Raw genomic sequence first — 22139 nt, 5'->3', positions numbered from 1 at the left:
AGAACGAATCAATTAAATCTCGATGGATGTCTTTAACTCTACGCCATCCCGATAACCCCACAACTTTTCAAGGACGGATACATTAAATTTACGCACAACAACTTCATAGTGATGCTTTTCATAATCGCCCATTGGATTTCCAATGCCATTTTCGCCCATACAAAAAACTGATACATAAGTTCATTGAACCATGTACCAGTTTTTTGTATGCATAGGAAATCATAAAATTCTTGACCAGTGGATAATCTTCTAAATGAGTTATTCCAAGTCCAGACTCCAGCGCAAATTCTTTATTTATCACGTCTATTTTCACCATCTAGCCGGATAGGGCTGCTGATCATTTGTACTCTCTCCATGATGCGCGCTGCCTTTAGTACGTCTTTTTCACCACGCTGTGTATAAGTCAAATGATCTTCAAGTTCAGCGTAACTCAAGTTAGATGTGAAAAAAGTCGGCATTTTTTCTGCCATTCTGTATTGCAAAATAGTCCCTAACACTTCATCGCGTGTCCAAGAAGACATCGCTTCGGCACCAATATCATCAAGCATAAGCACTTGTGCGTTTTTCACAAAATCGATTTTCTCGTTTAATGTGTGATCTTGAATGGATTGTTTCATTTCCCTTAGGAATTCCGGGACATAAACAGCAACCGTGCGTATTCGGCGATTCGCTAATTCGTTCGCCAATGCTCCAAGCACAAAAGATTTACCAATTCCAAATGGACCATAAATATACATGCCACGCTCTGGAAGTTTTCCGGTTTCATCGAAAACGTTTAAGAAATCTTTCGCAGCACGTACAGCTTTCACCCTACTGTCATCAAAAAACATATCAATGCTTTGTAACTTCGCTTCCATGACATCTTTCGGCATATACATACTGTCTATCATTTTCATAATAGTACGTTGATTGTCATCAACTAGTCTGTTCGGACATTTTGTATATTCCACGTCAACAAGCCCGCGGGATAATAATAATTTCGGCTCGAAGCCCTTCATGATATTTACACACCCTGCGAGGTCAGGACATTTTCCGCAACTATGGGAAGCTGTTGCATATTCATATAACTTGCCGAGGCTCCGTTCTACAACTTCGCCATCAACTTCAGTGGAATGATCCGTCAGAAATTGTTGTACCCCCGAACTCTCCATCACTTCTTTTCGCAATTCATCGTACCTCGCGGCAAATGCTGGTGATTTCACAACGCGTTTAAGCGTGTCGCCAATATGTTCCATTTCACTTCACCGTCCCGTCCCCTGTTACACCTAATTCCTCAAGTAATTTTCGACGTTCTTCATCGATAGATGAAGAACGTTTAACAGGTTTTTCTGATTTTGTTTTCTTTTCCTCTTTTTTATAAAACCATTCTGGCACTTTCTCTTCCCGTACAGGTTTTCGTCTCGGTGTCGATTTCTGACCTTCATTTTTCCACTTCACATACTGATCATGTTCATTCCGTGACATTTCAAGTGCAGTTTTCACCGTATCCACCTTTTTGTTCATCCAATGTGAAGCAATCCGTTCAACATAGCTGTTGGTTATTTTACCGTCATTGCGTAAATGAACGTATTGCAACAGGACATTGACAACACCAACGGACAATCCATGCGTATTAATCAGCTTTTCGGCAAGCTTCACATCGACTGAAAGCGGCTCTTTACCATTAATATCACGCAACATTTCAAGTGGCGCCGTATTTTCAAGGTAATGTACCAATTCTTCATCTCGCGTCAATACTCCGGTTTCAGGCTTAGGTAATTCTTTCGCGTACACCTTATGCAAGACCGGTGCCTCTTTTGAAACATTCATTTTATAAAACTCCGATGCTGATTTTCGCAATCTGTCTTCTGGCAACTTGAGGTCTTCATCAAGCGCCATCATGATGACTTTTTGCATGTCCAGCGGCGTGAGCGAATAAAGGAATGCGAGTTTTGCAATTGATTCCTTTGAAACAGAGGATAATGAAGCTTTCGGAACCATTTGTTCAGATAATCCCGAACGAAGCAGATCGAAATCAAAGTCCGAATGCAAAAATGGAACGCCTTCCGGTTCATTCCGTCCTATAAATTGCTGACCTTCTCCTATATCCATGCCATACCCCTGTTGAACGGGTGTATACACATCCAAAAATGTACGTGAAACATCGTCAAACCCGACTTCATTAACACTATCTAGCGCAAAACGGCTACGTAGACTCCGATATGCCTGCTCTCCGATTTTACTGAACAAGAAAGTGGACAACAATGGATCCTGAAAGAAACCTTTGGCATCAAGTGGAGGAAGCAGTTCATAAACAAATAATCTTGCATCTCCATCTTTTTTCTTGTAAGTACGTAATAAGCCAATCGCTTCCAGTGAAATCCTGGCCTCGAAAACAGGTCCTAGCGGCATCGTCAAAATGTTCATTAGATGGTAATGGTTATATTCAAGGCCATCTTCACGCTCTGCGTCCGCCCATAGCGTCATAAACAAACTCATCGCACCCTGGCCAATCAGCGGTTGATAAAATAACGTAAGGAGTTGACGGTCGTAATCCGAAAAGGGATGTGATAACCGTATTTTGTATGCATCAACTGGCTGTAATTCTTTATAAAGGGGTGCCATCGGAACTCTACATCCTATCTGAATGGGATACGTTACTTTTTCGTTCGTTTTTGTAAGTCTTGCAATTCTTTTATGAACACTGTTATGTCTTTATATTCTCGATAGACCGAAGCGAATCTAACATAAGCGACCTCATCAACTTCCGACAGCCGTTCCATAACCATTTCCCCAACATCATCAGAGTTAATCTCCACGACGCCTGCGCTTCTCAATTCTTTTTCAATCGAATAAACGATATTTTTTAGATCCTCAAGAGAAACAGGGCGTTTTTCACAAGCACGAATAAGGCCTCTGAGTACTTTTTCACCGCTAAATTCTTCACGCGAACCATCTTTTTTTACAACAATCAACGGCATTTCCTCAACTTTTTCAAATGTAGTAAATCGGAATGCGCATTGTTCACATTCTCTGCGTCGTCGTATGGATCTATTCTCCTCAGCGGGTCTGGAATCGACTACCCGGGTGCCATTGAACTGGCAAGCTGGACATTTCATAGTTTGTTTCCTCCGCTTTTCATTAGATAATAACTTAATTATAACAGAACAAGCTAAAAAAAATCGAAATAGAGAGTAAAGAAACATTGTGCATCAAGAAAAACGTCCCTAAAGTCATCACACATCGACTTTAGGGACGCTCTCTATTCACAATTACGCAAGTTTTTTTATTTCCAAAGCTGCAGCGACTTTCTTTGTCAAATCGACGACCCGTGCAGAGTAGCCCCACTCGTTATCATACCAAGCAAGTACTTTCACTTTGCGATCAGCCATGACGATCGTTGAAAGGCCATCAATGATTGCAGAGTCAGTTGTCGTATTAAAATCAACAGAGACAAGCGGTTCCATAGAGAAACGGAGAATTCCTGCCATCGTGCCTTCAGAGGCCTGTTTGAATGCACCATTCACCATTTCTACTGTAACGTCTTGTTTCAAGTCTACAACGAGGTCGACAAGTGATACATTTGGCGTCGGAATTCGAAGAGACATTCCGTGAATCTTTCCTTCTAGTTCTGGAAGTACAAGAGCCAATGCTTTTGCTGCCCCAGTAGACGTCGGAATGATAGATTGTCCGCATGCACGTGCACGTCGAAGGTCCTTATGTGGATTATCCAAGTTTTTTTGATCGTTTGTATAAGCATGAATAGTCGTCATTAAACCATTGTCGATACCAAATGTATCATTCAATACTTTAGCAACCGGAGCAAGACAGTTCGTTGTACAACTGGCATTCGAAATGATGTCATGCTTTTCAATATCTAATTTATCGTCATTAACACCTAGAACAATTGTAATATCTTCATTTTTACCCGGTGCGGATATAATCACTTTTTTCGCCCCAGCTTCAATGTGAAGTGCCGCTTTGTCACGAGAGTTGAACTTACCAGTCGCTTCGATGACAATATCGACGCCAAACTCTCTCCAAGGAAGGTTAAGTGGATCACGGTCAGAAACGATTTGCACTCGTTTCCCATTTACGACAATCGCGTTTTCTTCTGCTATAACTTCGCCAGCAAATGTACCGTGATTCGTATCATACTTAATAAGGTGAGCGAGCGTTTCTGATGGATACATTGCGTTGATTGCTACAATTGTTACATCTTCTTCTGTAATCATTTGGCGGAATACCATCCGTCCAATTCGCCCAAACCCGTTTATCGCAATAGAAGTAGTCATATGAAGATCCTCCAATATGTATGTTATACTTTTTAACTGTTACCCACCATTAGTATAACACATACTATAGTAAAACCAAGGTTTACCATGAATAATTGGAATGTTTTACTTTTCCGAATCATTTCACTTCTTTATATTCCATTTAGAAAGTACCTCAGTCAGTTGACTTTCTGTGTCTTCTACTGGACCATTGTTGTGCAAAACCGCGTCTGCGCGCAGTTCCTTCTCATCCATTGGAAGCTGAGAACGAATCCGTGCATCGGCTTCTTCTTCCGATAACACATTCCTAGCAATGAGCCGTTCTTTTTGTATTTCTGGTGTAACGGAAACGACAATGATTTTATCAACGAACGATTGCAGCCCACTTTCAAACAATAGTGGGATGTCCATGATGACCGTATTTGATCCCGTTGAAATCCATTGCTCCTTTTGCCTCATCATTTCTTTTCGAATGGCAGGATGGATGATGCTATTCAGCTTTTGGCGCTCTTCTACATTACCAAATATACGTTCTCCCATTTTTTCACGGTTAAGCGATCCATCTGCCCGCAAAATACCCTGTCCAAATACGCGGCTAATTTCCAGTAGAACTGGACTGCCAGGTTCCACAACAAGATGTGCAATTTCATCCGCATCTACAATCGGAAAACCCTTTTTCTGCAACATTTTAGACACAGTGCTTTTCCCACTTGCAATACTGCCCGTTAAGCCGATTATCATAGCCTACACACCCCTTCAGCAATCATTTCTGGCATGACGGACAATAAACGGATGTCCTGCCTGCAATTTTCATACTTTCTGTTGCAGAGCCGCAAGCAGGACAAGCCTTCCTGCCGTACATTTTAAGACGATCCTGCATTGTTCCTGCTTCCCCATTAATATTCCGGTAATCAGAAATCGAACTGCCGCCTGCATCAATACTTTCCTGTAAAATTGCCACAATCACTTCAAATAATTCTTTTTTTCTATTTAGGGTAATCTGCTCCGTAGTCTTTCCAGGATGGATTTTCATCTTATAGATTGCTTCCGTCGCATAAATATTTCCACATCCAGATATAATATGCCCATCCATAATGACCTCTTTGATAGGTTTTCGGGCATATTTCGGCGTAGCTGATAACTCAAGAAAATGATTGCGCGCTTCAGCAGCGAACGGTTCAGGAGCCATTTTCAATAAAGGCGGATGATCCGCTTCACAGCCGAGAAGCCGCAACTCTCCAAAACGACGAATATCCGAATAAACCAGTAATCCGCCGCCTTCAAGCGTAAAAACAACATGAACGTGGTTACGGAACTTCAATTCTGTAATATCATCGACATTTTCAACTGTAAACCATGCCCCCGTCATGCCCAAATGGCTGACAAGAAGGCAGGTGTTACCGTCTTTAATTAATTGAAAGTAAATGTATTTACTCCGCCGAGTGACGTTATTAATCATCATCCCAGCCAAATCTACTATAAAGTCTTCAGTTGTAATTCCTTTTATCACAGCTTCTTTACCAAGCTGTTTTGATCTGATAACCGTATCTGAAACGGTTACATTTTGGATCGTCCTTCCTATCGCAACTGGTGCGAGCGCCCGGACAACCCCTTCCACTTCTGGCAGTTCAGGCATGTGCTTCCCTCACTTCGTATCGTACCAAGATAATCCGAACGCCCAATCAACTTTCAATGGCACGTCAAGTGCAAGCGCTGATTCCATCACTTCAGGTACGAGTATTTTTAGTTTTTCAATTTCATTTTCTGGTGCTTCAAAGATCAATTCATCGTGCACTTGCAGGAGCATGCGTGTCTGCATGCCTTCAACTTCAAGCCTTCTAGCCATTTCAATCATTGCTTTCTTAATAATATCGGCCGCACTTCCTTGAATTGGTGTATTCATAGCAGTCCGTTCTGCAAAACTTCTTAAGTTGAAATTCGAACTTGTGATTTCCGGCAAATATCGTCTGCGGTTCATAAGCGTCGTCACATAGCCTTTTCTTTTCGCTTCTGCAACAATATCGCTCATATACTGTTTGACTCCTGGGAAACTACTGAGATAAGTGTCTATGAATTGTGCTGCGTCTTTCCGCGTAATATCCAAGTTTTGTGAAAGTCCGTAATCACTTATGCCATAGACAATTCCAAAGTTGACCGCTTTTGCTGCTCGACGCATATCTGACGTCACTGAATTTTCATCAACACCGAAAACGTCCATCGCTGTCTTCGTGTGAATATCTGCACCTGCTCGGAAAGCTTCAATCAGCTTTTCATCTTGCGACATATGTGCGAGAACACGCAGTTCAATTTGAGAATAGTCCGCTGCAAATAAATACCAACCCGGTTCAGACGGCACGAACGCTGCACGAATTTTCCGTCCCTCTTCAAGCCGCACAGGAATGTTTTGTAAATTGGGGTTGATGGAACTAAGTCTTCCAGTTGTAGTGAGCGCTTGTTGGAAGCGGGTATGAATCTTCCCATCCTCGTGAATTTCTTTTAATAGTCCTTCGATATAAGTCGAGTTTAATTTACCAAGTTGGCGATAATTCAAAATATGACTGATGATTTCATGTTCACTTTCCAGTTTCTCAAGCACATCTGCTGCAGTTGAATAGCCAGTCTTCGTTTTCTTAATCGGAGTAAGTCCGATTTTCTCAAAAAGGATGACACCAAGCTGTTTAGGCGAATTAATATTGAACTTTTCTCCTGCAATTTCATAAATAGTTTTCTCAAGTGTGGACAGTTTAGCAGACAGTTCCGTTCCAATTGTCAGAAGCGTCTCTCGATCCGTCTTAACACCAGTCGTTTCCATTTTCGCAAGAATCGCTGCTAGTGGTAACTCAAGTTCATGGTACAGATCATACTGATCATTATCTTGTAATTTCTCTTCAATCTCAGCATGCAGTTTCCAAATTGCCTGCGCTTTCCGCTCGGCATGGTCTGCAATTATTTCTTCAGTAGGTATGGCTTTCTTAGCACCTTTTCCATAAATCACTTCATCCTGCTCGACTTCTGTGTAACCGAACTCTCGTGTAATGGAAGCTACATCGGTATAGGTCGTCGAAGGATTTACGATATAGGTCGCAAGCAATAGGTCAAACTGGAAACCTTCTGCGTCTAAGCCTTGACGCGCAAGTGATGCACTAGCCGCTTTCGAATCAGACGAGTATTTCAGCTTGTCCGTATTTTGTAGCCAATTTTTAAACGATGTCGATTCTTTTGCGACTTCAAGTGGGACAAAGAGGATATTTTTTTCATCCGCCAAACTGATGCCCAAAATCTCTGCTGTCAGATAGTTTTCATCCATCATTTCAACATGAATTGCCATTTCGTTTGATAAATCCTTGTCCAAGAGTTCAGAAACAATCGTGACTTCAATAGCTTCTTTCGGCTCTTCAGCTGCTTGTGGTGTGATTTTCTCGAGAAGTGTCTTGAATTTCAATTCCCGGTAAATATTCGACACTTTATCCATATCGGGTCCGTCATACACAAAATCATTTATAGAAACCGTGATTGGTGCATCCACTTCAATAGTCGCAAGGTCTTTGCTCATGAAGGCTTGTGCTTCATTTTCCGTTAAATTCTGATTCAATTTTTTAGCAGTAATTTTATCTAGAGATTTGTACACATTTTCAATCGAACCGTATTCGATTAGCAATTTAAGCGCTGTTTTCTCCCCGACACCAGGAACTCCCGGAATATTATCGGATGCATCGCCCATGAGCCCTTTCATATCAATGATTTGATGTGGCTTAATGCCGTATTTCTCCATGACATGTTCAGGCGTATATTTCTCAATATCCGTCATCCCTTTACGAGTGATGAACACCGTTGTATGGCTGCTAGCAAGTTGCGTTAAGTCTTTATCTCCTGAAATAACAACGATTTCAGAACCCTCTGCATCACCTGCTTTACTAAGCGTACCAATGATATCATCCGCTTCGTACTGGTCCAGTTCGTACTGTTCAATATTGTATGCTTCAAGAAGCTTTCGCAAATAAGGAAATTGCTCAGATAATTCCGGCGGGGTTTTCTGACGTCCACCTTTATAGTCACCGTAAGTTTTATGCCTAAATGTCGTTTTTCCAGCATCCCATGCCACAAGAATATGCGTCGGCTTTTCATCCTCTAGGATATTTTGTAGCATCATTGTAAAGCCATATACCGCGTTTGTATGGATCCCGTTATCATTTGTCAATAAAGGCAATGCGAAAAATGCCCGGTATGCAAGACTATTTCCATCAAGTAATACAATTTTCTTTGTCGTCATGTTCATTCCACTCCTATTCAAAAAACGTCATCTTCATTCATCTTACCACGAGGTAAGGATAAGTGAAAATGACGAGTTATTTAGGCTGCTTCCGCTATTTTTTACACATGGATTCTCAATTAACTTGACGCAAAGGTATACATATGCGAATTAACGTTCCTACGCCGATTGCACTCTCCACTTCGACTGTACCGCTGTGTGCCTCCACAAGGTGCTTAACAATGGCTAGTCCGAGACCAGTCCCTCCTGAATCGCGGCTTCTAGCACGATCGACACGATAGAAACGTTCAAACAGCCGTGCAAGTTCAATTTGTTCGATACCTATTCCTTCATCTTGTACTTCGATAATTGCATTTTCGGCTTTGGTTATAACTGAAACAGTGATCTTTGTCTGTTCTTTAGAATAGTTAATTGCATTTGATAAGAGATTCACCATTACTTGAATTAATCGCCTTGCATCACCTTCGATACTAATTTGTTCAGCAATATCCAATTTGATATCCATTTTCTTTCGTTCCAAATTTCCGGAAACGATTTTTAATGCATCATTCATCAAGTCTAGCAGCTCAACATGACCGAATTGAAGTGAAAAATTTTCTCTTTCCATTGCTGATAATTCGAGCAAGTCATCGATCAATAGATGTAGTCTGTTACTTTCTTTTTGTATAATTTCAAGAAATTCTTTCATTATGATAGGCTCATTCATCGCACCATCTAATAATGTTTCAGTAAATCCTTTAATTGAAGTAATAGGGGTACGAAGTTCGTGGGATACATTTGCAACAAAATCTTTTCTTACTTCTTCAAGTCTGACAAGTTTCGTAATATCATGCATGACAACAACAATGCCGAGCCAGTTACCATGATGGCCGATGACAGGCGCTCCATAAACGCTCATGTAGGAAAGGCGACCTCCTGAATCAACCCTTACCTGCTTTTCATGCACTTGTTCTGTCATGAAAACAGCTTCAATCAAATTTTCAATTTCAATAGGTAAACCGATTGTTTTGAAAGTCTTGCCAACGAGCTCCTCTTTTGAAAATCCAAAAGTCTTTTCAAATACACCGTTTACCAGATTTACTGATCCTTCACGACCGAACATAAGCAGACCGCTACCCATACTTTCGATAAGAGTTTTCAATCGCTCTTTTTCCATCATCCTGAGTGTCGACATTTCTTGGAGATTGCTCGCTATTTTGTTAATAGAGATTGCAAGATCATTGTTATATTCAGGTTCATCCGTCTTGGTCCTTATTAAATAATCACCTTTTGCAATTTGAACGGCCACTTTTGTCACTTCATCGACCGGGCGAGCGTACTGCATCATCATCCGCATTGCTATAAAGAGAGATAGTATAAATGCAATTACCAACGTGATAATTAAATAAACCCAGTATTGCCGTTGCAGATCCAGTGCAACATCCCGTGCGAATAAAGGGAAAAACTGACCCAAGACAATGCCGAGGCCAGTTAAAAGAACCGAAAGAAGAATTGCACAAGCGATTGTTAATCGATAATATAGATCTTTCATCACGTTTTCGGTTCCTCAAATTTATAGCCAATTCCTCTTACCGTCTTGATGAAAACAGGTTTCTTCGTGTTCTCTTCAATCTTTTCACGTAAATGGCTGACATGAACATCGACAATACGAGTATCGCCAGCAAAGTCATAGTTCCAGACCGCACTCAAAAGTTGGTCCCTTGATAGAACTCGATTCTTGTTCTGCATAAAATAAACAAGCAGTTCAAATTCTTTCGGGGTGAATTCAAGTACTACTTTGTCAAGGTAAGCTTCGTATTGTTCAGCGTGAACCGTTAAAGATCCTGTGGTTAAAATTCCTGTTTCTTCGATTCGGCCTGTCCATTCTCCACTCCGTCTCAATACAGCCTTAACGCGTGCAACAACTTCTCGCGGACTAAACGGTTTTGTCATATAATCATCCGCACCAATCTCAAGACCTAGTACCTTGTCGAGCTCGTCCCCTTTTGCCGTAAGCATGATAATTGGAATGTCGAGTCCGCGCTGTCTTAACGTTTTACAGACATCAATTCCATCCATTTTTGGAAGCATCAAATCAAGTAATATCAAATCAGGTTTTTCCATTTCTGTTTTCAATACAGCTTCTTCTCCGTCAGCAGCAGTGATTGTTTCGTATTGCGCTAGCTTCAAGTTGTATTCTAGTAGTGTCCGAATCGGCTGTTCGTCATCGACAATCAATATTTTCTTTATACTTGAACTCAACTTGCATCAATCCCCTGTCAAAAGTTATCCATTGCTTGTGATGTAAGACGCTCTTCCACTTTTGGCGGAGTGACTGTCACTATTCCAGAAATGACGATGTCTTCCTTTTCGTCACGTGCTTCGATTGAAATGTCTATTAAATTTTTATCTTTATCAACATGAATAATTTCGAGCAAAAAATTGATAGTTGTATAGTGATACACAGCTTTCGGGAATGACAATTGTTGTTTCAGAATATGTGAACCAGGTCCTGGTAAATACTTAGACACGGCGGATGTCACAATCCCTGTCAGCATAATAGTTGGCACTATGGGCATTCCATAAGCCGTTTGTGAAGCGTAATCATGCTGGATATAGAGTGGGTTACTGTCATTTGTTAGTCCAAGATAGAGTAGTAGATCTTTATCTTCAATTTTCTCTGTCAATTTCAATTTTTCTCCAACAGTAATTTCTTCTATCTTTCTACCTAGACGCCTTTTCTTCCCTAGTATCAACTTTCTCCCCCCTTTTAAATGTGATAATACAAGTTTATCAATAATTTGAAAAAAAATCGAGTAGCATATGCGCTACTCGATTTTTATTAAAGGATTATCAATTACGCCTCAGTGTAATTGCGTCCAAACTTTGATTGGCGCTTGCGCAATTAACTCTATATGTTGAACAAATGAATACGGGAATCCACTGAAAAAATCACGAAACAAGTGAATGAATTAGAATCTCTGCCAATACCGCTTCGACGCTTTGTGAATACCTCCCGCGATAAGTCGGAAAGGGGTAGCCGAAGTACGCGGCGATTTTAGTCTGAGTTCCCCTAATCAGTAGCTACTTCTGCTGTTTCAAGTTAGACAAGAACTTTCATAACAGCTTTCACTGATTCAGCAGAATTAGCTAATGCCGCTTTTTCGTCTTCAGTCAATTCAAGTTCGATTATTCTTTCGATACCGCCTGCGCCGAGCACAGTTGGTACACCGATGTAAATACCATCAAGACCATACTCGCCTTCAAGGTATGCAATCGAAGGTAAAACACGTTTCTGATCTTTAAGGATCGCTTCAGCCATTTCAACAAGTGATGCAGCTGGTGCATAGTAAGCAGAACCATTTCCAAGAAGGTTAACGATTTCTGCTCCACCTTTACGTGTGCGATCTACGATTTCTTCAAGACGCTCAGCAGAGATCAAAGTTTCAAGTGGGATACCGCCTGCATATGAGTAGCGTACAAGTGGAACCATATCGTCGCCATGACCGCCAAGTACGAAACCAGTGACGTCTTTAACAGACAAGTTCAATTCTTGCGCTACAAACGTACGAAAACGTGCAGTGTCAAGTACACCAGATTGTCCGATTACGCGTTCTTTCGGCAATCCTGATTCTTTGTATACTGTGTAAGTCATTGCATCGACAGGGTTCGTCAATACGATGATTGTTGTATTCGGAGAATGTTTTACGATTTCACCAGTTACGATTTTCATGACTTTTTGGTTCGTCTGAACAAGGTCATCACGGCTCATACCTGGTTTGCGAGCAATACCAGCTGTAATAATGACAATGTCAGAGTCTTTTGTATCGGCGTAATTTGAAGTTCCTATAATACTCACGTCAAAACCTTGAACGGGTCCAGCTTCCATCATATCAAGAGCTTTCCCTTTTGTTGGATTTTCCATTTGTGGAATATCGACGATAACTACATCGCAAAGCTCCTTTTGAGCTAAAAGAAATGCTGTAGTTGCACCTGTGAAACCAGAACCGATAACTGAGACTTTTTTACGTTGCATTGTCATGAGTCGACTCTCCCTTTATTCATAAGTATGGGGGGTATCCCCCATTGAATCTATTAAAAATCTCCAACGGCGGAAAACTAGTGCTTTCCGCCGTTGGAGTATTAATAATTAGAGATTTTTTATCAATTCATTAGCGAATTCAGATGCTTTAACTTCTGTTGCACCGTCCATAAGACGAGCAAAGTCATAAGTAACAACTTTAGATACAATTGTTTTTTCGATTGAAGCAGTGATCATATCCGCCGCTTCATTCCATCCAAGGTGCTCAAGCATCAAGACGCCTGAAAGTAGGAGTGAAGAAGGGTTAACTTTATCAAGTCCTGCATATTTCGGTGCAGTACCGTGAGTTGCTTCAAAGATTGCATGTCCTGTAATATAGTTGATGTTTGCTCCAGGAGCGATACCAATTCCGCCAACTTGTGCAGCAAGAGCATCAGAAATATAATCGCCGTTCAAGTTCATTGTTGCAACAACATCGAACTCTTTTGGACGTGTCAAAATTTGTTGCAAGAAGATGTCAGCAATCGCATCTTTAACGATGATTTTGCCAGCTGCTTCAGCTTCAGCTTGCGCTTTGTTAGCTGCATCAGTTCCATCAGCATCTTTGATTTTATCGTACTGGTTCCATGTGAAGACTTTATCGCCGAATTCTTGTTCAGCAACTTCATAGCCCCAGTTTTTAAATGCGCCTTCTGTAAACTTCATAATGTTCCCTTTATGAACAAGCGTCAATGACTTGCGGCCTTCTTTAATAATATAAGTAAGAGCAGCACGCACTAAACGTTTTGTACCTTCTTCAGAAATAGGTTTGATACCAATTCCAGATGTTTCTGGGAAGCGGATATTTTTAACACCCATTTCATTTTGTAGGAAATCAATCATTTTTTTCGCTTCAGGTGTACCTTCTTTGTATTCAATACCTGCATAGATATCTTCCGTATTTTCGCGGAAAATAACCATATCGCAATCTTCAGGGCGTTTAACAGGTGAAGGAACACCTTCAAAGTAACGCACTGGACGTAGACAAGTGTAAAGATCCAATTCTTGGCGAAGTGCAACGTTCAATGACCGGAAACCGCCGCCGATTGGTGTAGTAAGTGGTCCTTTAATAGCAATCAAGTACTCATCGATTATGTCAAGTGTTTCTTGTGGAAGCCATTCGCCCGTTTCGTTGAATGCTTTTTCTCCCGCAAGAACTTCTTTCCAAACGAGTTTTTTCTTGCCATCATAAGCTTTATCAACAGCTGCTTCCATTACGCGTGATGCTGAATGCCAAATATCTGGGCCAGTACCGTCACCGATAATAAAAGGAATTGTTGCGTGATCAGGAACATTTAAAACACCATTAGTTACTGTAATTTTTCCACCGTTAGTCATATATAATTTCCTCCCAAATTCAAAATTAGAGTGTCGACTTATATCTATGCTGCCCAAAGATTTAAAGTACTTATCGTTCTTTAATCGGAACGTATTTCTGCATGCCCGGACCAGTATAATCTGCACGAGGGCGGATCAACCTATTGTTTGCATACTGCTCACGAATATGTGCAATCCATCCCGAAATACGAGATACTGCGAAAATTGGTGTAAATAAATCATGATCAATGTCAAGTGAATGATAGACAGAAGCCGAATAGAAATCGACGTTTGGTGGCAAATTCTTTTCACCAGTAACAATTTCTTCGATTTTATTGGACATATTGTACCATTTCTCTTCACCGCGAAGTTCTGTTAAACGCTTAGACATTTCACGAAGATGTTTTGCACGCGGGTCACCTTTACGATAGACACGGTGGCCGAAGCCCATGATTTTTTCTTTGTTATCCAATTTCGCACGGATATATGATTCTACTTTATCTTCTGAACCGATTTCCATCAGCATTTTCATTACTTGTTCGTTTGCCCCACCGTGAAGTGGCCCTTTAAGTGCACCCATCGCTGCTGTAACACCTGAGTACATATCAGAAAGCGTCGCAACACAAACGCGTGCTGTGAATGTAGATGCATTGAGCTCATGGTCTGCGTGAAGGACAAGGGCTTTGTCGAATGCTTCAATTGCAATTGCTTCAGGTTGTTTACCTGAAAGCATATATAGGAAGTTTTCTGCGTAGCCATATTCGACTTTTGGAGCAACAGGCTCAAGGCCTTTACGGATACGTGAGAATGAAGTAACTAGTGTAGCAATTTTCGCTTGAAGCTTAATTGCTTTTTCATAATTTGCTTCATCAGACATATCTTCTGCTTTTTCATCGTATAGTGCAAGTAGTGATACTGCAGTACGCAATGCCGCCATTGGGTGTACTTCCCCAATCGGATACGTTTTGAAATGATTAAGTACTTCTTGAGGAACTGACATGTTATCTGCAAGCTGTTTTTTCAGTTCTGCAAGTTCGTCCTCTTTTGGCAGACGCTGGTGCCAAAGAAGATAAATAACTTCTTCAAAGCTGGCGTTATCTGCAAGATTATCAATATCATAGCCGACATATGTAAGTGTGTCATCAATAATAGAACTGATTGCTGACTGTGTCGCTACGACTCCCTCCAACCCTTTGGTTGATGTCATATAAATCGCTCCCTTTTTCAGTACAGCTGTTCAGTCCACAAAAAAAGGCAGAGGAACAGCTAGTCTGCTGATAATAAATAGCTATCTAAAACGCTTACAACGACCATTATAATCAATTTTGTCATCTTTGTGAATGGATACGCTTGTTTTTGTTTTTAGTTTTAGGAAAAGGGAGTCAGAAAATGCCGAAAAATAGTAACAGACAACAGGCTTTTCAATCGGTTTTTATCAAATGGTTGCCTGCTGTTTTGACAGGTATTATCCTGTTTGCTGTTCCCCCAGCGGCAATCGCTGTCATTATCGCTTACTTTACTGCACCTATCCTATCGTCCGTCCGCTCAGTGACCAAGCTTCCGCTTACAATAGCAACATTATTCGTTATTGCACTTATGCTCTTTTTGATGAGTGCGTTCACTTTTATCGCAATTCACGGTCTTATTGACACCGTTCCAGCCGTCGAACGCCATATAGCACCGATTACTCAAAATACGGACATTGCAAGCAAATTGTTCACTTTTCTCGAGGATAAGGTTGTCGAATATGGCCATGCTCTTTTAGAATACACCTTATCGATGATTAGTACCATATTTCAACAGCTATTCAGTTTATTCATTTTCCTCGTTGCTTACTTTTTCGCCTTACGCGAATCCGGAAAAAACCGATACTGGTTTCTAGTCTACTTCCCAATCACCATACGCCAACCTGCGAAAAGGATGTTCACAAAATCTGGTCAACTTATCGGAACTTTCATTTCAGTAGAGGCTCGCTTATTTTCCCTTACATTCCTAATTATTACAATGGGGTTCATCTTTCTTCAGTTCGAGTCACCAATTGGAAATGCTTTTCTTATCTCTCTGGCAGATAGCCTACCATTCCTCGGTATCGGCCTGTTCCTACTGCCCATGGCTGCTTTCTTCCTATACACAAACAATTTATATATAGGAATTGCACTCATTTTACTATATATATTCACCATGATATCAAGACAAATGGCCGAATCATATATGTGGGCATCCACCTTCCAATTGAAGCCAATTCATGCTTTTTTTATAACAATTTCTTCTTTCTATCTGTTCGGTTTACCCGGTATTTTGCTAACGCCATTCTTACTTTTTGCTGCATTGAAAGTAAGACAACACCCTTTGTTTATCGGATGACAATTTGTCCATTTTTCATTTTTTTATAGATCCAATTTTGAATGAATGGCCTGATACTATTTCTTGGTCCTTTGAATAGTAATAAAAAGCCGACAAGGTCGGTGATGAAACCGGGCATAATTAACAGAATTCCACCAAACAGGATACAAAGACTATCAATAAGTGCATCTCCAGGAGTCTCCATAACTGTCATACGCGTTTTTAAATCAGTCCAAGCTTTCATCCCTTGACGCTTAGCGAGGTATGCCCCTCCTAGTCCTGTAATAAGGATAATAGCTATTGTTGGCACAAGCCCAAGCGTCTTCCCTGAATAAATTAGTAAAGCAAGTTCAGCCGTTGGAACAGCAATAAATGTGAGTACAATCCATTTCAAGTTAAAATTCATCTCCTAAAAAAAGCTGCTTACCGAGCATATCGGAAGCAGCCTTATCTTATTTATAAAACGCTAGCGTGCCCGTTGTAAATAACGCCAGATTCAGCATCCATCGTAATTTCCTTGCCATGTTGAATAAGCTCGGTAGCATCTTCAACACCGACAATTACTGGAATTCCAAGACTTAGTCCAACAATAGCGCCATGACTTGTCAATCCGCCTTCTTCCGTAATCAGCCCTGCACATTTCTCGATGGCAGGCATCATATCACGATCAGATGCGTTTGTTATAAGAATCGCTCCTTCTGTATCATATGCCAATGCTTCAGCTGCATTTTTAGCCACAACAGTTCGACCATAAGCTACATTTTTGCCAATCCCTTGTCCACGTGCAAGCAAATCCCCAATGACATGAATTTTCATCAAGTTTGTCGTTCCCGCCTCACCAACTGGAACACCAGCCGTAATGATAACAACGTCACCATGTCCGACATACTGATGTTTGACACTCTCTTCGACAGACTCTTGTAAGATTTCATCAATCGAAGAAACTTTTTTACCAACAATCGGATAGACACCCCAGACGAGTGATAGTTTTCTAGAACAGGCTTCGGATGAAGTTACCGCAATGACTGGACAACCCGGACGGTATTTAGCAATCATTTTAGCAGTATGACCACTTTCTGTTGGAGCAAGGACAGCCTTCACTTTCAAGTTGATAGCCGTGTATGCAGCAGCTTGTCCAATCGCTTCGGTCATATTGCCGTGTTTTTCACGTCGACGTGTTGAAACGACGGAACGATAATCGATTGCCGCTTCCGTAGTACGCGCAATTCTATCCATCGTCTCGACTGATTCGATCGGATAAATTCCCGCTGCGGTCTCTCCTGACAGCATAATTGCATCAGTACCGTCAAAAATCGCATTCGCTACATCGCTCGCTTCCGCACGTGTAGGACGCGGGTTACGCTGCATTGAGTCGAGCATTTGTGTTGCTGTGATCACTGGTTTACCCGCCTGGTTACATTTTTCTATCAAATTTTTCTGAACCAACGGTACTTCTTCTGGTGGAATCTCTACACCTAGATCTCCACGCGCAACCATAAGACCATCTGAAACATTCAGGATTTCATCGATGTTATCGACGCCTTCTTGATTTTCTATTTTGGGAATAATTTGTATATTACCGCCGTTGTTCTTCTCTAGAAGAGCACGTATTTCCATAACATCAGATGCCCGTCTTACGAATGAGGCCGCTATGAAATCGACACCTTCCTTAATACCAAACAGGATATCAGCAGCATCTTTTTCAGTCATTCCAGGAAGTTGTACAGAAACACCCGGTACGTTAACACCTTTATTATTGCTTAACGAACCCGAATTAATGATCAGTGTATGGATTAACCCACGTTCTTCATCTTTACCTGTGACTTCTAATTGGATTAGGCCATCGTCTAAGAGTATGACAGAACCCTTGCTTACATCTTCGATCAGTTTACCGTAACTGACTGAAAACACATCATTATTTCCTACAACTTGCGTCATGGAAATATCAATATTTTGTCCTGCTACAAGTTCCAACTTACCGTTTTCCATGGAGTGTGTCCGAATTTCAGGACCTTTCGTATCAAGCAGAATTCCAACAACTTTACCTTTTTCACGAGCAACCTTTTTTATGGTATCCATGCGAGCTTTATGTTCCTCATGATTACCATGGGAAAAATTGAGCCTCGCTACATTCATACCTGCGTCAATAAGTTGTTCCAATAATTCCGGTGATTCACTTGCAGGACCAATCGTACATACAATTTTCGTTTTTCTCATCAACTATCGCCTCTTTTATGTTTTTTAAACACCCAGTTAAATAGACAATTCCTTGGACAACTTGTACATCTCTATATCCAAACCATCCGATTGTTCGAAAACGTCCGTTAGTTTATAGTCTACCACCACATGATTTCGCATGCCAATTGCAATGCCACCACGACCTTCTAGCAATACTTCTACAGCTTTTGCTCCGTACTGACTTGCAATGACACGATCACGCGCAGAAGGTGAGCCCCCCCGTTGGATATGACCAAGCACGGATATGCGTGTTTCAATATTTGCTTCACGCATCAATATTTCAGCAAGCTCCGCAGCCGACATAACTCCTTCAGCCACGATGATGATACTATGTTTCTTGCCTCTTCCCGTACCTCTTTTCAGCCGTTCGATAATATTGGGCAATTCATATTTTTCTTCAGGAACGAGAATCGTTTCAGCACCGCCAGCAAGTCCCGCCCATAAGGCAAGGTCACCTGCATCACGCCCCATAACCTCAACAATGAATGTACGTTCATGAGATGTAGCAGTATCGCGAATCTTATCGATGGAATCAATGACCGTATTCAATGCTGTATCAAAACCAATTGTAAGCTCAGTACCATTGATGTCATTATCAATGGTTGCGGGAACTCCGACACATGGCAGACCAAGAGATGTTAATTCAAGTGCACCTCTGAATGAACCATCACCGCCAATGACAACTAAAGCATCGATTTCGTTCAACTTCAATTGTTTCATGGCTTTTTCACGCCCCTCCAGCGTCCGGAACTCCTCACTTCGGGCTGACCGCAATATCGTTCCACCTCTTTGAATGATATCTCCCACTGAACCCAATTGCAGAGGTTCAATTTTCCCTTCGATTAATCCCTGAAAACCATTGAAAACGCCTGCAACTTCGAGGCCTTCATAAATTGCTTTTCGAACAACTGCACGAACTGCAGCATTCATACCCGGTGCGTCTCCCCCACTTGTCAACACAGCAATTTTCTTCATTGGAATCTCCCCTATGTAGATTTAGTTTAGTTTATTATAAACACTAATAAATGCGGTCAGCCATTTCTATCTTTTATTCAGAAAAAACGCCAATACGGCGGAATTTATCATAACGATGGTCAACAAGACCTTTGCCATCCAGTGTTCCTAATTCATCCAAGGAAGTTCGAATTGCATTTCCGATACTAATAGCTTGCGCTTTCGAATCACGATGCGCACCACCCCGTACTTCAGGAATAATATCATCGATAATTCCCATTTCTTTCAAGTGTGGAGCTGTAATTTTCATAGCTTCCGCCATCTGTTTTGCAAGTGATGCATCTTTCCAAAGTATTGTTGCTGCCCCTTCAGGAGAAATAACTGAATACCAAGAATTCTCAAGCATGAGAATATGGTTAGAAACGCCAAGCCCTAACGCCCCTCCGCTTCCTCCCTCACCAATAACAATTGAAAGGACCGGTACTGTAAGTCCCGCCATTTCAACTAGGTTTCGGGCAATCGCTTCAGCTTGACCGCGCTCTTCAGCAGCTTTACCCGGATAAGCCCCTTTCGTATCGATGAAACATATGATTGGACGATCAAATTTTTCCGCTTGTTTCATAAGTCGCAAAGCTTTCCGATAACCTTCTGGATGAGGCATACCAAAGTTTCGTTTCACATTCTCTTTCGTATCTCTACCTCGTTGATGACCTATGATTGTTACCGGAGTTTTTTCAAATGAAGCGATACCTCCAATGATTGCAGCATCATCGCCATAAGCACGATCCCCGTGCAATTGCATGAAATCTTCAAATAGTATTTCGATATAATCAAGTGTAGTCGGGCGTTCCGGGTGCCTCGCAACTTGAACACGGTCCCACGGTTCCATGTTCTCGTAAATCTCTTCTTCCAAGTTCTTCAAACGTACTTTTAACGTTTCGATTTCACCTGAAAGGTCAACTGAGTTGTTTGCCGTGAACTCTTCAAGATCCACGATTTTCTCGCGTAGCTTAACAATCGGCTCTTCGAATTTCAACGTCTTACTCATGTCAGTTAGCCCCCTTCACGTGAAGTCGAACGATCTTAGATAAGGTTTCTTTCATGTCCGCACGGTGAACGACTGCGTCCAATTGGCCGTGATCCAGCAAGAATTCCGCAGTTTGGAAATCATCCGGTAATTTTTCTCTAACAGTTTGCTCGATTACGCGTCTACCTGCAAATCCGATAAGTGCTTTAGGTTCTGCGATATTAATATCGCCGACTGATGCAAAACTTGCCGTTACACCGCCTGTCGTTGGATACGTCATAACGGATATATAAAGCAGTCCTTTTTTGGAATGACGATTAAGCGCGACACTTGATTTTGCCATCTGCATGAGCGATAATACGCCTTCTTGCATACGTGCACCACCACTCGCTGAAAAAATAATCATTGGAATACCAAGATCGGTCGCTTTTTCAATTGCGCGAGTAATCTTTTCACCAACAACCGACCCCATCGATCCCATACGGAAATGTGCATCCATAATGGCTACAGCAATTTCCAATCCATCGATTTTACCCGTTCCAGTAAGAACTGCCTCATTCAAACCAGTTCTTCTCGAATCTGACTCAATTTTTTCAGTGTAAGCAGGGAAATTAAGAGGGTTTTCCGTTTTCAGATGATCATCAATCGATTCGAATGTCTCTTCATCAAACAAGCAGGCCACACGTTCAGCTGCTGTCATCTTCAAATGATGATCACATTTGGGGCAAACTTTCATTAGTTTGATTAAATCCTTTGTTAAAATAATGTTTTTACATTCTGGACATTTTGTCATGATTCCTTCCGGGACATCATTTTTAGCGTCAACGGAAGGAATCGTCGTCATATGCTTTTTCCTGTTTTTCATAAATATATCGCGAATCATTTATCATTGTCCCCTCTTTCACTTTCAACTAATTCAATCCATTCAGAATAAGCTTCCAATGTGGCAATCACGTTGCCATCGCACAAGTTTTGTAGCAACATTTTCACACTATCATTTTCATCAACTTTTGTCATTTCACTGAATGGAACTTTACTATATTGTTTTAATATAAACCAAATTTTAAGAGACAATCGATTTCCTGACGCAACAATCATCTCACGGACAAGGTCCTCTCGTAAAATTTCCCCATCCTGATCGATTTTTTTTAGCAAGCTCTCCCATACTGGTAATGCTCGTAATGCTCTGTCCTTACATATAGCAAGGATTGCCGCCGTTTCGTGAATTCTACGTGTTTCCTGAACATCACTAACAGAATCTGGCTGTTGCAAGATGAAAGCTGCAAGAACTTCAACAAGTTGATGCTTCCTGAAATCGACAAGGAAAGTCCCTTCACCACGCCGAGTTTCGATAATCCCGAGCAGTTCCAAACTTCGTAACGCTTCACGAACCGTGGATCTTCCTGCCTGTAGACGCTCTGCCAGTTCACGTTCGGAAGGCAGCTTTCCACCGGTTTCAATGCCTTCTTCGTTAATTATCGATTTAAGTTTACCGACAATATCTAGAAACATTTTCGACGATGGTTTTGGATTTTGCATGCGTGGACCCCTTTGGAAATATAAATGATGAAAAGTGGTCTGACCACTCCTGTCTTTAGCATACAGAAAACGATGCTGAACGTAAAGTGAAAGTTGGAAATTGATTCAAATCGCATAACACAACACATACATATGAAA

At 41.3% G+C, this 22139-nt stretch carries 21 protein-coding genes; 1 reads left to right on the top strand and 20 read right to left on the bottom strand.

The features are described 5' to 3' along the window. Positions 1-12: 12 nt before the first annotated feature. The 14 genes from FQ087_RS22295 to citZ all read right to left on the bottom strand — a co-directional run bounded on the left by FQ087_RS22295 (position 13) and on the right by citZ (position 15107). Positions 13-159: a hypothetical protein gene (locus FQ087_RS22295; protein WP_188006614.1), complete on the bottom strand. Its 147-nt coding sequence runs from the start codon at positions 157-159 to the stop codon at positions 13-15. 131 nt (positions 160-290) lie between these two features. After that, positions 291-1235 carry a primosomal protein DnaI gene (gene dnaI, locus FQ087_RS02355; protein ID WP_149578953.1) on the bottom strand — a complete coding sequence of 315 codons (945 nt, stop codon included), beginning with the start codon at positions 1233-1235 and terminating at the stop codon, positions 291-293. A gap of 1 nt (position 1236) precedes the next feature. Further along, entirely contained in the window at positions 1237-2604 is a 1368-nt protein-coding gene (locus FQ087_RS02350) for a replication initiation and membrane attachment family protein (protein WP_149578952.1), read from the bottom strand. 32 nt (positions 2605-2636) lie between these two features. Beyond that, entirely contained in the window at positions 2637-3098 is a 462-nt protein-coding gene (nrdR, locus tag FQ087_RS02345; protein WP_149578951.1) for a transcriptional regulator NrdR, read from the bottom strand. A 153-nt stretch (positions 3099-3251) separates the two neighbouring features. After that, complete coding sequence (locus FQ087_RS02340) at positions 3252-4274, bottom strand: glyceraldehyde-3-phosphate dehydrogenase (RefSeq protein WP_149578950.1); 1023 nt, start codon at positions 4272-4274, stop codon at positions 3252-3254. 123 nt (positions 4275-4397) lie between these two features. After that, positions 4398-4994, bottom strand: a complete 597-nt coding sequence (gene coaE / locus FQ087_RS02335) for a dephospho-CoA kinase (protein WP_149578949.1) — start codon at positions 4992-4994, stop codon at positions 4398-4400. A 22-nt stretch (positions 4995-5016) separates the two neighbouring features. Next, the gene (mutM, locus tag FQ087_RS02330; RefSeq protein ID WP_149578948.1) at positions 5017-5889 is read right to left on the bottom strand and encodes a bifunctional DNA-formamidopyrimidine glycosylase/DNA-(apurinic or apyrimidinic site) lyase; all 873 of its coding nucleotides are present in this window, start codon (positions 5887-5889) and stop codon (positions 5017-5019) included. Between the two features lie 9 nt (positions 5890-5898). Beyond that, positions 5899-8523, bottom strand: coding sequence for a DNA polymerase I (gene polA, locus FQ087_RS02325; protein WP_149578947.1), 2625 nt, complete (start codon positions 8521-8523; stop codon positions 5899-5901). A gap of 115 nt (positions 8524-8638) precedes the next feature. Further along, complete coding sequence (gene pnpS, locus FQ087_RS02320; protein WP_149580719.1) at positions 8639-10054, bottom strand: two-component system histidine kinase PnpS; 1416 nt, start codon at positions 10052-10054, stop codon at positions 8639-8641. Further along, positions 10054-10764, bottom strand: a complete 711-nt coding sequence (locus FQ087_RS02315) for a response regulator transcription factor (RefSeq protein ID WP_149578946.1) — start codon at positions 10762-10764, stop codon at positions 10054-10056. The genes pnpS and FQ087_RS02315 overlap by 1 nt, the downstream gene beginning before the upstream one ends. A 17-nt stretch (positions 10765-10781) precedes the next feature. Next, complete coding sequence (locus FQ087_RS02310; RefSeq protein ID WP_149578945.1) at positions 10782-11258, bottom strand: MaoC/PaaZ C-terminal domain-containing protein; 477 nt, start codon at positions 11256-11258, stop codon at positions 10782-10784. 347 nt (positions 11259-11605) lie between these two features. Next, positions 11606-12544, bottom strand: coding sequence for a malate dehydrogenase (gene mdh / locus FQ087_RS02305; RefSeq protein WP_149578944.1), 939 nt, complete (start codon positions 12542-12544; stop codon positions 11606-11608). 108 nt (positions 12545-12652) lie between these two features. After that, positions 12653-13921, bottom strand: a complete 1269-nt coding sequence (gene icd, locus FQ087_RS02300; RefSeq protein WP_149578943.1) for an NADP-dependent isocitrate dehydrogenase — start codon at positions 13919-13921, stop codon at positions 12653-12655. A 70-nt stretch (positions 13922-13991) separates the two neighbouring features. Further along, positions 13992-15107, bottom strand: a complete 1116-nt coding sequence (gene citZ / locus FQ087_RS02295; RefSeq protein WP_149578942.1) for a citrate synthase — start codon at positions 15105-15107, stop codon at positions 13992-13994. A gap of 182 nt (positions 15108-15289) precedes the next feature. Between citZ and FQ087_RS02290 the strand changes: the two genes are divergently transcribed. After that, positions 15290-16264: an AI-2E family transporter gene (locus FQ087_RS02290; RefSeq protein ID WP_149578941.1), complete on the top strand. Its 975-nt coding sequence runs from the start codon at positions 15290-15292 to the stop codon at positions 16262-16264. On the opposite strand, the gene FQ087_RS02285 is transcribed toward FQ087_RS02290, so the two are convergent. From FQ087_RS02285 to FQ087_RS02260, 6 genes are all read right to left on the bottom strand, one after another. Continuing rightward, positions 16254-16637 (bottom strand): FxsA family protein, encoded by a 384-nt coding sequence (locus FQ087_RS02285; protein ID WP_188006613.1) that lies wholly within the window; start codon positions 16635-16637, stop codon positions 16254-16256. The two genes, FQ087_RS02290 and FQ087_RS02285, sit on opposite strands and share 11 nt — an antisense overlap. A gap of 62 nt (positions 16638-16699) precedes the next feature. Then, entirely contained in the window at positions 16700-18460 is a 1761-nt protein-coding gene (gene pyk / locus FQ087_RS02280; protein ID WP_149578939.1) for a pyruvate kinase, read from the bottom strand. A 36-nt stretch (positions 18461-18496) separates the two neighbouring features. Next, the gene (gene pfkA / locus FQ087_RS02275; RefSeq protein ID WP_149578938.1) at positions 18497-19456 is read right to left on the bottom strand and encodes a 6-phosphofructokinase; all 960 of its coding nucleotides are present in this window, start codon (positions 19454-19456) and stop codon (positions 18497-18499) included. Positions 19457-19529: 73 nt separating this feature from the next. Then, the gene (locus FQ087_RS02270) at positions 19530-20483 is read right to left on the bottom strand and encodes an acetyl-CoA carboxylase carboxyltransferase subunit alpha (RefSeq protein ID WP_149578937.1); all 954 of its coding nucleotides are present in this window, start codon (positions 20481-20483) and stop codon (positions 19530-19532) included. Between the two features lies 1 nt (position 20484). Next, entirely contained in the window at positions 20485-21345 is an 861-nt protein-coding gene (gene accD, locus FQ087_RS02265) for an acetyl-CoA carboxylase, carboxyltransferase subunit beta (RefSeq protein ID WP_149578936.1), read from the bottom strand. Continuing rightward, positions 21342-22001, bottom strand: coding sequence for a FadR/GntR family transcriptional regulator (locus FQ087_RS02260; RefSeq protein WP_149578935.1), 660 nt, complete (start codon positions 21999-22001; stop codon positions 21342-21344). The genes accD and FQ087_RS02260 overlap by 4 nt, the downstream gene beginning before the upstream one ends. Between the last annotated feature and the right edge of the window lie 138 nt (positions 22002-22139).

The sequence above is a fragment of the Sporosarcina sp. ANT_H38 genome, assembly GCF_008369195.1.
Lineage (GTDB): Bacteria > Bacillota > Bacilli > Bacillales_A > Planococcaceae > Sporosarcina.
The sequence above is the reverse complement of the archived record's forward strand: the minus strand, read 5'-3'. Positions and strand labels throughout refer to the sequence as shown.

Coding starts and splice junctions, on each gene's coding strand:
- coaE (WP_149578949.1), bottom strand. CDS start 4,994: ATGATAATCGGCTTAACGGGCAGTATTGCAAGTGGGAAAAGCACTGTG.
- FQ087_RS02340 (WP_149578950.1), bottom strand. CDS start 4,274: ATGACTACTTCTATTGCGATAAACGGGTTTGGGCGAATTGGACGGATG.
- FQ087_RS02270 (WP_149578937.1), bottom strand. CDS start 20,483: ATGAGTAAGACGTTGAAATTCGAAGAGCCGATTGTTAAGCTACGCGAG.
- mutM (WP_149578948.1), bottom strand. CDS start 5,889: ATGCCTGAACTGCCAGAAGTGGAAGGGGTTGTCCGGGCGCTCGCACCA.
- mdh (WP_149578944.1), bottom strand. CDS start 12,544: ATGACAATGCAACGTAAAAAAGTCTCAGTTATCGGTTCTGGTTTCACA.
- FQ087_RS02260 (WP_149578935.1), bottom strand. CDS start 22,001: ATGCAAAATCCAAAACCATCGTCGAAAATGTTTCTAGATATTGTCGGT.
- dnaI (WP_149578953.1), bottom strand. CDS start 1,235: ATGGAACATATTGGCGACACGCTTAAACGCGTTGTGAAATCACCAGCA.
- pnpS (WP_149580719.1), bottom strand. CDS start 10,054: ATGAAAGATCTATATTATCGATTAACAATCGCTTGTGCAATTCTTCTT.
- nrdR (WP_149578951.1), bottom strand. CDS start 3,098: ATGAAATGTCCAGCTTGCCAGTTCAATGGCACCCGGGTAGTCGATTCC.
- pfkA (WP_149578938.1), bottom strand. CDS start 19,456: ATGAAGAAAATTGCTGTGTTGACAAGTGGGGGAGACGCACCGGGTATG.
- pyk (WP_149578939.1), bottom strand. CDS start 18,460: ATGAGAAAAACGAAAATTGTATGTACGATTGGTCCTGCAAGTGAATCA.
- accD (WP_149578936.1), bottom strand. CDS start 21,345: ATGATTCGCGATATATTTATGAAAAACAGGAAAAAGCATATGACGACG.
- FQ087_RS02290 (WP_149578941.1), top strand. CDS start 15,290: ATGCCGAAAAATAGTAACAGACAACAGGCTTTTCAATCGGTTTTTATC.
- citZ (WP_149578942.1), bottom strand. CDS start 15,107: ATGACATCAACCAAAGGGTTGGAGGGAGTCGTAGCGACACAGTCAGCA.
- FQ087_RS22295 (WP_188006614.1), bottom strand. CDS start 159: ATGGGCGAAAATGGCATTGGAAATCCAATGGGCGATTATGAAAAGCAT.
- FQ087_RS02350 (WP_149578952.1), bottom strand. CDS start 2,604: ATGGCACCCCTTTATAAAGAATTACAGCCAGTTGATGCATACAAAATA.
- polA (WP_149578947.1), bottom strand. CDS start 8,523: ATGACGACAAAGAAAATTGTATTACTTGATGGAAATAGTCTTGCATAC.
- icd (WP_149578943.1), bottom strand. CDS start 13,921: ATGACTAACGGTGGAAAAATTACAGTAACTAATGGTGTTTTAAATGTT.